This window comes from Bradyrhizobium sp. ISRA464, from assembly GCF_029910095.1.
In the GTDB taxonomy this organism is placed as follows: domain Bacteria; phylum Pseudomonadota; class Alphaproteobacteria; order Rhizobiales; family Xanthobacteraceae; genus Bradyrhizobium.
Window position 1 is genome coordinate 3,940,345 of sequence record NZ_CP094526.1, and the last position, 12,915, is coordinate 3,953,259.

Here is a 12,915-nt window from a genome sequence, read left to right on the forward strand (position 1 = left end):
ATGCAGGCGAGCAATCCCGCCACTGCCCGGAAGATCTTCCTCATCGCGACCGAGGAATCCGGCGATCGGCTCGGCGCCGCGCTGATGAAGGTGCTGCGCCAGCGCCTCGGCGACGCCGTACGGTTCTCCGGCGTCGGCGGCCGGCAGATGAGCAGCGAAGGGATCGCCCCGTTGTTCCCGATCGAAGAGCTGTCGATCATGGGCTTTGCTGCGGTCGTGAAGCAATTGCCGAAGATCCTGCAATTGATCCGCCGCACGGCGGATGCGGTGCTCGATGAGGCGCCCGACATGCTCGTCATCATCGACAGCCCCGATTTCACCCATCGCGTCGCCCGCCGCGTCCGCGCGCGCAATCCGAACATCCCGATTGTCGATTACGTCTCGCCGTCGGTCTGGGCCTGGCGACCCGGCAGGGCGCGCGCGATGCGCAGCTATGTCGATCATGTGCTGGCATTGCTGCCGTTCGAGCCCGAGGAATATCGCAAGCTGGAAGGACCATCCTGCAGCTATGTCGGCCATCCCCTGACCGAGCAATTGGCTTCGCTCCGGCCCAACGCCGAGGAGCAAAAGCGGCGCGAGACCCCGCCGCCGGTCCTGCTGGTTCTGCCGGGCAGCCGGCGCGGTGAGATCAGGCATCATCTGGCGCTGTTCGGCGCGGCGCTTGGTCAGCTCGGCCAGCGAATGAAATTCGAGCTGGTGCTTCCGACCATGCCGCATCTCGAGACGATGGTGCGCGAGGGCGTGGCGTCGTGGCCGATCGTGCCGAGGATCGCGGTCGGTGAAACGGAGAAGCGCGCGGCGTTCCGCATCGCGCGCGCCGCGCTGGCGAAGTCGGGCACCGTGACGCTGGAGCTTGCACTGTCGGGCATTCCCATGGTGACCGCCTATCGCGTCGGCGCCGCCGAGGCGTTCATCCTGCGCCGCGCGATCCGGGTGTCGTCGGTGATCCTCGCCAATCTCGTGATCGGCAGCGAGATCATCCCGGAATTCCTGCAGGAGAACTGCACTCCGGAGAAGCTCGCGCAAGCGCTCGGCGACGTGCTCGCGGATTCCCCCGAGCGGCTGCGGCAGCTCGTGGCGTTCGGGACGCTGGACGCGAAAATGTCGACCGGCAACCAGCCGGCAAGCGTCCGCGCCGCCGATATCGTGCTGGCGACGATGAGCCAGCAGTCGGGCTAGGGAACACCTGAAGCTGTTCGCGGGCGGCATCTGGCCGCAGCGGCTTGGCCAAATCATTAGGCTGTACTAATATTAGTATCGGCTAATGTTCATAGAGCCCTTCGCATGAAGATCGATCCAATCGCCTATGCCGGAGCCGTCGTTCGCGAAGTCGCCGTCAGGGAGCGCGACGGCAAGCCGGCGCGGGCGGTGATCGCGACCCGCAGCTACGACACCGACACCGCTGATCTTTGGGACGCACTGACCAATCCCGAGCGTATTCCACGCTGGTTCCTGCCGATCTTGGGCGATCTGAGACTTGGTGGCCGCTACAAATTCGAGGGGCAGGCGGGCGGCGAAATCACGGCCTGCGAGCCACCGCGCCGGCTCGCGGTGACCTGGGAGGCCATGGGAACCGTGAGCTGGGTTACGGTGACGCTGGCCGATGATCACTCCGGGGGAACGCGCCTGGAACTGGAGCATCTCTCGATTATCGAGGGTGACTTCTGGGATCGTTATGGACCGGGTGCCGTCGGCGTTGGCTGGGATCTCGCTCTGATCGGGCTCGCCCTCTATCTCGCTACGGGTGACGGGCAGGAATTCGACCGCGACGCGGCTGCGGCGTGGCCCGCCTCGGAGGACGGCAAGGACTTCATCCGACGCAGTAGCATGGACTGGTGCAGGGCCTCGATCGCTGCGGGCACGGAAGAAGCCGCCGCGCGGAGCGCCGCGGCCAACACGACGGCTTTCTATTGCGGCGAGCCGGAACCGGGCAGTGGAGGCTAGCGATCGGTGCACGCTTTCGACATCCTCGGCGATCCTGTTCGCCGGCGCATTCTGGAGCTGCTCGCGACCGGCGAGCACAGTTCGGGTGACATCGTTGCCGTCGTACAGCGCGAATTCGGCATCACCCAGTCGGCGGTGTCGCAGCAGCTGCGGATCCTTCGGGATGCCGGCTTTGCATCGGTGCGCGCCGACGGCACGCGCCGTATCTATGCGGTCGAGCCCGCGCGGCTGCGCGAAGTCGACGACTGGCTCGACAGGTTCAGGGCGTTCTGGCTGCCGCGCCTCGACGCGCTCGCGACCGAAGTGGCGCGGGGCAAACGAAAACGGCGCCATCGCGAATGATGGCGCCGCTTGGAAGCGTGAGCGAGGAGGCTTACTTGCGCTTGTCGATCGGCACGTAGTCGCGGCGGGCGACACCGGTGTAGAGCTGGCGCGGACGGCCGATCTTCTGCTGCGGATCCTCGATCATCTCGCTCCACTGGCTGATCCAGCCGACCGTGCGGGCGACTGCGAACAGCACCGTGAACATCGAGACCGGGAAGCCCATCGCCTTGAGCGTGATGCCCGAATAGAAGTCGACGTTCGGGTACAGCTTGCGGTCGATAAAGTACTGGTCGTTGAGCGCGATCTTCTCGAGCTCCATCGCGACCTTGAGCATCGGATCGTCGCCGTGCCCGGTCTCCTTGAGCACCGCGTGACACATCTTCTGCATGATCTTGGCGCGAGGGTCGTAGTTCTTGTAGACGCGGTGGCCGAAGCCCATCAGGCGGACTTCGCTGTTCTTGTCCTTCACCTTGGCGATGAAGTCCGGAATGTTTTCGACCTTGCCGATGCCGTAGAGCATGTTCAGCGCGGCTTCGTTGGCGCCGCCATGCGCCGGACCCCACAGGCAGGCGATGCCGGCCGCGATGCAGGCGAACGGGTTGGCACCCGAGGAGCCCGCGATGCGCACGGTCGAGGTCGACGCGTTCTGCTCGTGGTCGGCATGCAGGATGAAGATCTTGTCGAGCGCGTCGGCGAGGACAGGATTGATCTTGTACTCCTCGCAGGGCACCGCGAAGCACATATTGAGGAAGTTCTCGGCAAACGAGAGCGGGTTCTTCGGATACACGAAGGGCTGACCGACGGTGTACTTGTAGGCCATCGCCGCCAGCGTCGGGATCTTGGCGATCATCCGGATCGAGGCGACCATCCGCTGCTGCGGATCGTTGATGTCGGTGGAGTCGTGATAGAACGCGGCGAGCGCGCCGACCGCTGCGACCATGATCGCCATCGGATGAGCGTCGCGGCGGAAGCCCTGGAAGAAGCGGGCCATCTGTTCATGCACCATGGTGTGGTGCGTGACGGTGTAATCGAACTTCTTCTTCTGCTCGGGGGTCGGAAGCTCCCCGTAGAGCAAGAGGTAGCAGGTCTCGAGGAAGTCGCCATGTTCGGCGAGCTGCTCGATCGGGTAGCCGCGGTATTCAAGGACACCGGCGTCGCCGTCGATGTAGGTGATCTTGGACTGGCAGCTGCCGGTCGACGTGAAACCAGGATCGTAGGTAAACACCCCGGCCTGGCCGTAGAGCTTGGCGATGTCGATGACATCAGGCCCAACGGTGCCGCTCAGTATCGGGAAATCATAAGTCTTGTTGCCGATGGTGAGTGTGGCTGTCTTGCTGGATTTTGCGTCCATCGTGATATCCCCGATGAATTCGTTGAATAATCCGACCTTGCCCCGTCGCAATTTTGCGGCGCATGGCGGTGCGGGACGGCTTGGCTAGAAAGCGTCCGAAGATGGGTAGCTTATTGCAATGTGCGCTGCAAGATGGACCCTGGAGGGGGTCCATGCAGGATTACGCCGCCTGATCGGCGAGGCGGGCAAGGCACTCCTGACGGCCCAGGACGGCCAGAACGTCGAATATGCCCGGTGACGTTGTACGGCCCGTCAGCGCCACTCGCAGCGGCTGGGCGACGGCACCGAGTTTCAGATTGTTCTGCTCGGCGAAATTCCGCATGGCGGTCTCGGTCGTCTGCGCCGTCCAGTCGTTCACCGCTTCCAGCGCCGCGCGCAGCCGGCCGATCAACGCCCGTGTTTCCGGCGTCAGTAGCGCGGCCGCTTTCGGTTCGATCGCGAGCGGGCGATCGGCGAAGATGAAGTAGGCGCCGCTGATCAGTTCGATCAGCGTCTTGGCGCGCTCCTTCAGGCTCGGCATCGCACGCAACAATTGCGCGCGCGTGGTGTCGTTGAGCTTGGCCTTCAGCGCGGCTCCTTCGGGCACGTAGTCCAGCACGCTCTCGAACTGGGTCACGAGGGATTGGTCGTCGCTGTGGCGGATATAGTGGCCGTTGAGATTCTCGAGCTTGGCGAAGTCGAACCGCGCGGCGGAACGGCCGATGCCGGAAAGGTCAAACGCGTCGATCATCTCCTGGGTCGAGAAGATCTCCTGATCGCCGTGGCTCCAGCCGAGCCGGACCAGATAGTTGCGCAACGCGGTGGGCAGATAGCCCATGGCACGATAGGCGTCGACACCGAGCGCACCGTGGCGCTTCGAGAGTTTCGAGCCGTCGGGACCGTGGATCAGCGGAATATGGGACATGCTCGGGATGTTCCATTCGAGCGCGTCGTAGATCTGCTTCTGGCGCGCGGCATTGATCAGGTGATCGTCGCCGCGGATCACGTGGGTGACACCCATGTCGTGGTCGTCAACCACGACCGCAAGCATGTAGGTCGGGGTGCCGTCGCCGCGCAGCAGCACGAGGTCATCGAGGTTTTCATTCTGCCAGACCACGCGGCCCTGCACCTGGTCCTCGATCACGGTCTCGCCGGTCTGCGGCGCCTTCAGGCGGATGGTCGGCTTGATGTCTGCCGGCGCCGTGGCGGGATCACGGTCGCGCCACATGCCGTCATAGAGGCGGGTGCGGCCCTCGGCGCGCGCCTTCTCGCGCATCGCGGCCAGCTCCTCCGGGGTGGCGTAGCAGCGATAGGCCCGGCCCGAGGCAAGCAGGCTCTCGGCGACCTCGCGGTGGCGGGCGGCGCGGCTGAACTGGTAGATGACGTCGCCGTCCCAATCGAGCCCGAGCCACTTCAGGCCGTCCAGGATGGCGTCGATCGCCTCCTTGGTCGAGCGTTCGCGATCAGTGTCCTCGATTCGGAGCAGCATCTTGCCGCCGCGCTTCTTGGCATAGAGCCAGTTGAACAGCGCGGTGCGGGCACCCCCGATGTGGAGGAAGCCGGTGGGCGAGGGGGCGAAGCGGGTAACAACGGATTCGGTCATGGTCGGACGAGGCGTATGCGTGAACGGCGGTGGTGTATAGCAGGAACCGGACATAACTAAAGCCTAGGTTGGGCCTCCGGCCGCCCAAACCAGGCTTGGCCCGGCGGCGCGAATTTGGCAGAAGGTCCGCCAGACTCCTCCAGGGAACCCATAGATGACGACTGATACGGCGACGGCAGAGGCAGGGCGCGACTTCATCCGCGACATCGTCCAGGCCGATCTCTCCTCCCACAAACACAGCCGGATCGTGACGCGCTTCCCGCCGGAGCCGAACGGCTACCTGCACATCGGCCACGCCAAGTCGATTGCCCTCAACTTCGGCATCGCCCAGGAGTTCGGGGGCCAGTGCAACCTGCGCTTCGACGACACCAATCCGACCAAGGAGGAACAGGAATACATCGACTCCATCCAGGCCGACGTCCATTGGCTTGGCTACGACTGGGGGACCAACCTCTTCTTTGCCTCCGACTATTTCGAGCGGCTGTATGAGTGGGCCGAGGGTCTGATCAAGGCCGGCTATGCCTATGTCGACGACCAGTCGCAGGAGGAGATCCGTGCCTCGCGCGGCTCGCTGACCGAGCCGGGCAAGAACTCGCCGTTCCGCGACCGCTCGGTGGAGGAGAACCTCGACCTGTTCCGCCGCATGAAGGCCGGCGAGTTTCCCAACGGCACCCGGGTGTTGCGCGCCAAGATCGACATGGCCGCCGGCAACATCAACCTGCGCGACCCCGTGCTGTATCGCATCCTGCACGCCCACCATCCGCGCACCGGCGACAAATGGTCGATCTATCCGAGCTACGACTACGCCCACGGCCAGTCAGATGCGATCGAGGGCATCACCCATTCGATCTGCACACTGGAGTTCGAGGATCACCGGCCGCTCTACGATTGGCTGCTCGACAAGCTGCCGGTGCCGTCGAAGCCGCATCAGTATGAGTTCGCGCGGCTGAACCTGACCTACACGCTCTTGTCCAAGCGCGTGCTGACCCAGCTCGTGCGCGACGGTCATGTCTCGGGGTGGGACGACCCGCGCATGCCGACCATTGCCGGCCTGAAGCGGCGCGGCGTGCCGCCGGCCGCGGTGCGCGAATTCATCAAGCGCATCGGGGTCGCCAAGGCCAACAGCCTGGTCGACGTCGGCATGCTCGAATTCTGCATCCGCGAGGAGCTCAACCGCACCGCGCTGCGCCGAATGGCGGTGCTGCGGCCGCTCAAGGTCGTGATCGAGAACTATCCGGAAGGGCAGGTCGAGGAGATCGAGGCGATCAACCATCCGGACAATCCGGAGGCCGGCACCCGCAAGATCGCGTTCGGTCGCGAGCTCTATATCGAGCGCGACGACTTCATGGAGAACCCGCCGAAGAAGTTCTTCCGTCTGTCGCCCGGCAATGAGGTGCGGCTGCGCTATGCCTACTTCATCAAGTGCACGGGCGTAATGAAGAACGCCGCCGGCGAGATCGTCGAATTGCGCTGCACCTACGATCCCGCGACCAAGGGTGGCAATGCACCCGACGGCCGCAAGGTGAAGGCGACGATGCATTGGCTCCCGGCCGCGCAGTCGAAGCCGGCGGAGATCCGCATCTACAACCAGCTGTTCGCCAATCCGAACCCGAACGCCGCCGATTTCGCCGCCGACCTCAACCCGCAGTCGCTCGAAGTGCTGACTGACGCCCGTGTCGAGCCCGCGATCGCCGAAAGCAATTCGCCCGACGCGATGCAGTTCGAGCGGCAAGGCTATTTCGTGCGCGACCCGGACTCCACCCCGGACAAGCTCGTGTTCAACCGCACGATCGGCCTGCGCGACACCTTTGCCAAGGAAGTCGGCGGGAAGGGCTAGGCCTTTCAGCCTCGCGTCTCGACAGGCGCCGGTGCTCCGATCCGCAGGAACTGCCGCTTCGTTCCGCTAGCGCGTGATGAGATTAGGTTGAGCTGGAGCGGCGGCAACGGAGGGTCACCTCTCCCTTGGGAGAGGCATAGGCCGCCTTCGGCGGCCGTCCTTAAGAGAACGCCGAAGCGCGGCTTCGGCTATGGCCTAGCGCCGGGTGAGGGGTTACGGTCTCTCGCTAGAGCCACGGCCCCTCACCCGATTTGCTGCGCAAATCGACCTCTCCCCGTCGGGGAGAGGTGAAGCGAATGCGTGGCCGAACCGATTCGATCCAAACTCATCTTGCTCTAGTCGGCTGACTGCGGCTTCCGCTGGCCTTGCGGCTCGGCAGGGATCGCAAGCGAGATGGCGGAGCAGGGCACGACGCCGGGCGGCAAGCGCGGCTAGGCGAGAACGTGGCCGCCGCGCGCGGCCGTCCCGACCGGGTGGTTACATCCCGGCGCGTCAGCATCTGGCGGCCTTCGTCGAGACATTGCGTCAATCGGCCCGTGCCGAGGCCGGCGCCGGGCGGCTGTTGTCCTGGGTGCCGGTAGCGTTCGGCACCGGCGTCGCGTTCTATTTCGCGGCCGAGCACGAGCCGGTGCTGCCGGCCGCCGCTAGATATCGTAATACAAATGGAATTCGTAGGGATGAGGTCGCAATCTGATGGGATCGACCTCCTTCTTCCGTTTGTAGTCGAGCCAGGTTTCGATCACGTCCGCGGTGAAGACATCGCTCCGCAGCAGGAACGCGTGATCCCGTTCGAGCGCATCCAGCGCCTGGTCCAGTGACCCCGGCGTCGACTTCACCTCCTTGGCCTCGGCGGGTGGCAGGTCGTAGAGGTTCTTGTCGATTGGGCTGCCCGGGTCGATCTTGTTGTGGATGCCGTCGAGGCCTGCCATCAGCATCGCGGCAAAGGCCAGATAGGGATTGCAGGAGGGATCCGGCGAGCGAAATTCGACGCGCTTGGCCTTCGGGTTCGGTGAATACATCGGAATGCGGCAGCAGGCCGATCGGTTGCGTTGGGAATAGACCAGGTTGATCGGAGCCTCATAGCCCGGCACCAGACGTCGATAGGAGTTGGTGGTTGGGGCGCAAAGCCCACACAATGCCCAGGCATGGGTTAACAGGCCGCCGATATAGTGGCGGGCGAGCTGGCTCAGTTCGGCATAGTCGCCCCTGTCGTAGAACAGGTTGGTCTCGCCCTTCCACAGCGACTGATGAACATGCATTCCGGATGCGTTGTCCTCGAACAGCGGCTTTGGCATGAATGTCGCGGTCATGCCGTTCCGGCGGGCAGTGTTCTTCACCACGTATTTGTAGATCATCAGACTGTCCGCCATGCGCGTGAGCGTGGCGAAGCTCATGTCGATTTCGTTCTGCCCGCCGGTCGCGACTTCATGGTGATGGGCTTCGATCTGGATGCCCAGCTGCTCCATGGTCAACACCATTTCGGTGCGGAGTGCCTGCATGCTGTCGGTGGGGGGAACCGGAAAGTATCCCTCTTTCGGGCGCGGCTTGTGTCCCAGATTGGGCGCTTCCTCTGTGCCCGTGTTCCAGCTGCCTTCACTGGAATCGATTTCGTGGAAGGCGTAATTGATGCCCTGTGCGTAGCGCACGCTGTCGAACACAAAGAACTCCGCCTCCGGACCGAAGTAGCTGGTATCGGCGTGGCCCGTGGCCTTCAGGTGGGTTTCGGCCTTCTGGGCGATATAGCGGGCGTCGCGGCTATAGGATTGACCGGTTACGGGGTCGCGGATGTTGCAGATCAAGACCAGGGTGGATGCAGGGGAATACGGGTCGAGGAAAGCCGTGGTCGGGTCCGGGACGACCAGCATGTCGCTTTCCTGGATTTCCTGAAAGCCGCGGATTGATGAGCCGTCGAATCCAATCCCTTCGCTGAGGGCGTCGAAGCTCGCCGCGCTCGGCGGGACAGAAAAATGTTGCCACACCCCCGGCAAATCGGTGAATCGCAGATCGATCATCTGCACTTTCTCGTCCGTGATCGCCTTCACGAGATCTTCGGCTGTCGCACACTTCGGAAACATGGCTTCAACTCCTGTCATGGAGAGCCGCGTCGTTGAGATTGTGCTGTCGTTCAGCCGTCACAAGGCGGCTTGAGACGGATCCTGCTCCACGTTTTGCGCCGCGCGCTGGCAGCCTCAGCTTTGGTGCGGCCCGCGCATCAACTTCATGGCGTCTTCGATATGCCGCCATGTTCTGGCCAGCTCGGCCTCGCCTTTTGCTTCGAGCTCGATGGCGTTCTGGGCCGCTTCCGCAATGGCCTTGGCGCCATGTGCCTCGAGCAACTGCCGCGCATAGTTGTGGATTTCGATTTCTCGCATGGCGTCATACTCCTCTCGTCCTGAGCGCAACCGTGAGCACCGGTCGGACCGCGAACCGCAGACGTTGACACCTCATCAAGCGCAGACAGTGTGCATCTTGCTGCAGCGCGATTGCAAGAGCGCTCTCCGGGCTGAAGGCCGCCAGCAGGTCGTCGGCTTACGGATCGGCAGCGGCAGGACAACGCAGGTCGGACAGATGTTTTTCTTTCGCTGCTGCCACACCTTATCTCGCGAAGAAGGAGGTGAGGATTACGCGCATCATGGGGCAGTCGCGGGCGGCCGTTGGATCCTGGTGGCCGGCCTGGTCTGTCCGTATTCTGCATTCGTTCCGCTAGTCGGCTGACCGCGGCTTCCGCTAGCCTTGCGTCCCGGCAGGGATCGCAAGCGAGATGGCGGAGCAGGGCACGACGCCGGGCGGCAAACGCGGCTACGCGGGGACGTGGCCGCCGCGCGCGGCCGTCCCGACCGGCGGTTACATCCCGGTGCGCTTCAGCATCTGGCCGCCTTTCGTCGGGACATTGCGGCAGTGGGCCCGCGCCGAGGCCGGCGCCGGGCGGCTGTTGCCCTGGGTGCCTGTGGCGTTCGGCACCGGCATCGCGCTGTATTTCTCGGCCGAACACGAGCCGGTGCTGTGGGTCGCGGCGTCGGTCGCGATCGCACTGTGTGCTCTGGCGTTCCTGCTGCGGCGACAGCGGCTGTTTCCCGCGATCGTGATGGTGGCGGCGGTGGCTGCGGGCTTTGCCACCGCGACGTGGAGGACGGCGCACGTCGCGCACACCGTGCTGGCCCGGCCGATGTTCTCGGTAGCGCTGACCGGCTTCGTCGAGACCCGCGACATCCGCGAGAAGACCGACCGTTTCGTGCTGCGCGTCGTCTCGATGGAGAGCCCGCGCGACGCGACCAGGCTCGATCGCGTGCGGCTCTCGGTCAAGAAGGGCACCGCGCCCGAAGTCGGCAGCTTCGTCGCGTTGAAGGCGCGGCTGCTGCCGCCGCTCGGGCCGCAGCGCCCGGGCTCCTATGATTTCGGCCGTGACCTCTATTTCCAGGGCATCGGCGCCTCCGGCTTCGTGATGGGCGCCGTCAAGACGACGGAGCCGCCGGCGAGCGGCGGGTTCGCGCTGCGGTACGCCGCCTTCATGCAGGGCCTGCGCGACGCCATCGATGCGCGGATCCGCACCACGCTCGACGGCGACCAGCGCGCGATCGCGACTGCGCTGCTCACCGGCCGGCGCGATGCGATCACGACGCCGGTCAACGATGCGATGTTCATCTCGGGGCTTGGCCACCTGCTGTCGATCTCCGGCTACCACATGGCCGTCGTCGCGGGCGTGGTGTTCTTCGCGGTGCGTGCGCTGCTCGCGCTGTTCCCGGCGCTGACGGCGGGGGATCCGATCAAGAAATGGGCGGCCGCCGCAGCCCTCGTCGCCGCCGCCTTCTATCTCATGCTGTCGGGGGCCGAGGTTGCGACCCAGCGATCCTTTTTCATGACGGCGGTGGTGCTGATCGCTGTGATCGTCGATCGCCGCGCGATCACGTTCCGCACGCTGGCGGTGGCTGCGCTGATCGTGCTCGTGATCGCGCCGGAAGCGCTGGTGCATCCGAGCTTCCAGATGTCGTTCGCGGCTACCCTCGGGCTGGTGGCGCTGGTGCAGATCGGGATGCCGAGCCTGTTGGCCTCGCCTGATCACTCGGTGACGGCGCGGGTGGCGCTGTGGGGCGGGCGCGAGATCGCCATGCTGGTGTTGGCCTCGCTGGTGGCGGGGCTCGCCACGACGCCCTACGCCGCGTTCCACTTCCACCGCGTCACGCCCTACGGGCTGCTCGCCAATCTCGCGGCGATGCCGGTGGTGTCGGCGGTGGTGATGCCGGCGGGCCTGCTGGGGCTCGCCGCGATGCCGTTCGGGTTCGACGGCGTGTTCTGGGCGATCATGGGCGTTGGCATCGACTGGATGATCGTGGTGACGCAATGGGTCGCCGCCCCGCCGGGCGCGGTCGGGCGCATGGCGGCGTTCGGCACCGGGCCGCTGATCGTGGCGAGCGCCGGCCTCGTCCTGCTCGGGTTGTTGCGCACGCCGTTGCGCTGGTCGGGCGCGGCGCTGCTTGCGGTGGCGCTGATCTGGGCGGTGCGGGTGCCGCAGTCGGACGTGCTGGTCGCGGCCGACGGCCGCAATGTGGCGGTCCGCGGCGGCGACGGGCGGCTGCATCTGATGCGGAGCGGCAAGGACGCCTTCCTGATCAAGGAGTGGCTGGCGGCGGACGCCGACGCGCGGACGGCGGCCGACGCCTCGCTCGCGGACGGCGTCTCCTGCGACGAGAACGGCTGCGTGACCCAGGGCGCGGGCGGCATGCTCGTTTCGCTGGCGATGCGGCCCGCGGCGCTGGCCGACGATTGCGAGCGTGCGGCGCTGATCGTGACGGCACGGCCGGCGCCGCAGGGCTGCGCGGCCTCGGTGATCGATGCCGAACGGCTGCGGCGGCGCCACGGCGCGCTGGTGCTGCGCCGCACCCGCGATGGCTTTGCCGTCGATGCGGTCAGGCCCGGCGGGATCGACCGGCCATGGACGCCGGCGGTTCCCGGCGACACCGAGAGCGAGACCGCGCTGCGCCTGCCCGGCCGCGCGCCGCGCCCGGCGGTGGATGCGACCCCGGCGGAGGCCGATCTGCAGGGCGACGATTAGTGCTGATCGGGGAGGGGATGGGTCGGCAGGTCAAAGGCGCCGAGGTGATACTCGTCCGAGTCAGGATCGGCGTCGGGCTTCTTGACTAGGGTAAACGTCGCTTCGGGGAATTGCTGCCAGACCTTCAGGTCGTCAGCCGTCACGGTCAGCCAGCCGAACCGGAACATGTAGCGGCCCGGCTCCGTGACGCGTCCAGCCTTTTGCCATGTGACCTTGTCGACCACCGAGCACGTCCTTGTCCGTGAGCGATGATGCGCCAAGGCGCCGTCCGACGCAAATCCCCAGACGCGCCCCGGAACCCGAAGTCCGGGGTCGCTCGAAATCGGTTAGGTCACATGCCGCAGGTCCAAACTCATCCTGCGGCCATGATGCGCTCAACCCAAAAACAGCGACGCGAATGCAGAGGGCCGCCGCTCGACCACCTTCGGCTTCTCGACGACAGGCGGGTGAAGAGCGGGTAGCTGCAGTACGGTGACGTGCTGTCCTTCGACGAGCTGGGTCACCAGCACATGGCTGCCGTCGGGGAATTCGACCGCATCATGATGGCGATCGGGAACGTCGGGCTCGACTTCGTTGAACACGCCGACGCGGAAGCCGATCGTCTTGGTCCAGATCCAGCGGCTGTCGTAGCGCACGTTCTCGACGAACGCGAGCTCGGTGCCGGGAAGCATGCAGACCGCGACATTTGGATCGCTCTCCGAAGCAAAGCCGCGGGTTGACGTGCCGCGGAATGTCGTGGTGATCAGCGTCTCTCCGACAACGGCGGGGCGCGATGCCACGGCGTGCAGACTATAGTCACACATCGGATGGCTCCTCATTTCGAGATA

General features: G+C 65.2%; 11 protein-coding genes. 5 read left to right on the forward strand and 6 right to left on the reverse strand.

Translation table 11 applies throughout. The annotated features are described in order from the left end of the window. The 3 genes from lpxB to MTX19_RS18555 all read left to right on the forward strand — a co-directional run bounded on the left by lpxB (position 1) and on the right by MTX19_RS18555 (position 2,286). Positions 1–1,179: a lipid-A-disaccharide synthase gene (gene lpxB, locus MTX19_RS18545; RefSeq protein ID WP_280978733.1), complete on the forward strand. Its 1,179-nt coding sequence runs from the start codon at positions 1–3 to the stop codon at positions 1,177–1,179. Between the two features lie 105 nt (positions 1,180–1,284). Further along, positions 1,285–1,944 (forward strand): SRPBCC family protein, encoded by a 660-nt coding sequence (locus tag MTX19_RS18550; protein ID WP_280986098.1) that lies wholly within the window; start codon positions 1,285–1,287, stop codon positions 1,942–1,944. Positions 1,945–1,950: 6 nt separating this feature from the next. Continuing rightward, positions 1,951–2,286, forward strand: a complete 336-nt coding sequence (locus MTX19_RS18555) for a metalloregulator ArsR/SmtB family transcription factor (protein ID WP_280978735.1) — start codon at positions 1,951–1,953, stop codon at positions 2,284–2,286. A gap of 31 nt (positions 2,287–2,317) precedes the next feature. Here MTX19_RS18555 and gltA read toward each other — a convergent pair whose 3' ends face one another. Both gltA and gltX read right to left on the reverse strand, forming a co-directional pair. Then, entirely contained in the window at positions 2,318–3,619 is a 1,302-nt protein-coding gene (gltA, locus tag MTX19_RS18560) for a citrate synthase (RefSeq protein WP_280978736.1), read from the reverse strand. Between the two features lie 160 nt (positions 3,620–3,779). Continuing rightward, complete coding sequence (gene gltX, locus MTX19_RS18565) at positions 3,780–5,201, reverse strand: glutamate--tRNA ligase (RefSeq protein WP_280978737.1); 1,422 nt, start codon at positions 5,199–5,201, stop codon at positions 3,780–3,782. 154 nt (positions 5,202–5,355) lie between these two features. Here gltX and MTX19_RS18570 point away from each other — a divergent pair, with 154 nt between their 5' ends. Beyond that, on the forward strand, positions 5,356–7,038 hold the full coding sequence (locus MTX19_RS18570) for a glutamine--tRNA ligase/YqeY domain fusion protein (protein WP_280978738.1): 1,683 nt from the start codon (positions 5,356–5,358) through the stop codon (positions 7,036–7,038). Between the two features lie 644 nt (positions 7,039–7,682). On the opposite strand, the gene glnA is transcribed toward MTX19_RS18570, so the two are convergent. Both glnA and MTX19_RS18580 read right to left on the reverse strand, forming a co-directional pair. Next, a complete protein-coding gene (gene glnA / locus MTX19_RS18575; RefSeq protein ID WP_280986099.1) occupies positions 7,683–9,113 on the reverse strand; it encodes a type I glutamate--ammonia ligase in 1,431 nt (476 codons plus the stop codon). A gap of 114 nt (positions 9,114–9,227) precedes the next feature. Then, positions 9,228–9,410: a hypothetical protein gene (locus MTX19_RS18580; RefSeq protein WP_028339672.1), complete on the reverse strand. Its 183-nt coding sequence runs from the start codon at positions 9,408–9,410 to the stop codon at positions 9,228–9,230. 389 nt (positions 9,411–9,799) lie between these two features. Between MTX19_RS18580 and MTX19_RS18585 the strand changes: the two genes are divergently transcribed. Then, the gene (locus tag MTX19_RS18585; protein WP_280978739.1) at positions 9,800–12,088 is read left to right on the forward strand and encodes a ComEC/Rec2 family competence protein; all 2,289 of its coding nucleotides are present in this window, start codon (positions 9,800–9,802) and stop codon (positions 12,086–12,088) included. Here the strand turns inward: MTX19_RS18585 and MTX19_RS18590 are convergent. Next, complete coding sequence (locus MTX19_RS18590; RefSeq protein ID WP_280977807.1) at positions 12,085–12,312, reverse strand: hypothetical protein; 228 nt, start codon at positions 12,310–12,312, stop codon at positions 12,085–12,087. The two genes, MTX19_RS18585 and MTX19_RS18590, sit on opposite strands and share 4 nt — an antisense overlap. 150 nt (positions 12,313–12,462) lie before the next feature. Beyond that, on the reverse strand, positions 12,463–12,891 hold the full coding sequence (locus MTX19_RS18595; RefSeq protein ID WP_280977808.1) for a hypothetical protein: 429 nt from the start codon (positions 12,889–12,891) through the stop codon (positions 12,463–12,465). Between the last annotated feature and the right edge of the window lie 24 nt (positions 12,892–12,915).

Bases quoted from the DNA above. Each gene is read 5' to 3' on its own strand.
- MTX19_RS18550 (WP_280986098.1), top strand. From the start codon at position 1,285: ATGAAGATCGATCCAATCGCCTATGCCGGAGCCGTCGTTCGCGAAGTC.
- MTX19_RS18585 (WP_280978739.1), top strand. From the start codon at position 9,800: ATGGCGGAGCAGGGCACGACGCCGGGCGGCAAACGCGGCTACGCGGGG.
- MTX19_RS18570 (WP_280978738.1), top strand. From the start codon at position 5,356: ATGACGACTGATACGGCGACGGCAGAGGCAGGGCGCGACTTCATCCGC.
- MTX19_RS18595 (WP_280977808.1), bottom strand. From the start codon at position 12,891: ATGTGTGACTATAGTCTGCACGCCGTGGCATCGCGCCCCGCCGTTGTC.
- MTX19_RS18580 (WP_028339672.1), bottom strand. From the start codon at position 9,410: ATGCGAGAAATCGAAATCCACAACTATGCGCGGCAGTTGCTCGAGGCA.
- gltX (WP_280978737.1), bottom strand. From the start codon at position 5,201: ATGACCGAATCCGTTGTTACCCGCTTCGCCCCCTCGCCCACCGGCTTC.
- glnA (WP_280986099.1), bottom strand. From the start codon at position 9,113: ATGTTTCCGAAGTGTGCGACAGCCGAAGATCTCGTGAAGGCGATCACG.
- lpxB (WP_280978733.1), top strand. From the start codon at position 1: ATGCAGGCGAGCAATCCCGCCACTGCCCGGAAGATCTTCCTCATCGCG.
- gltA (WP_280978736.1), bottom strand. From the start codon at position 3,619: ATGGACGCAAAATCCAGCAAGACAGCCACACTCACCATCGGCAACAAG.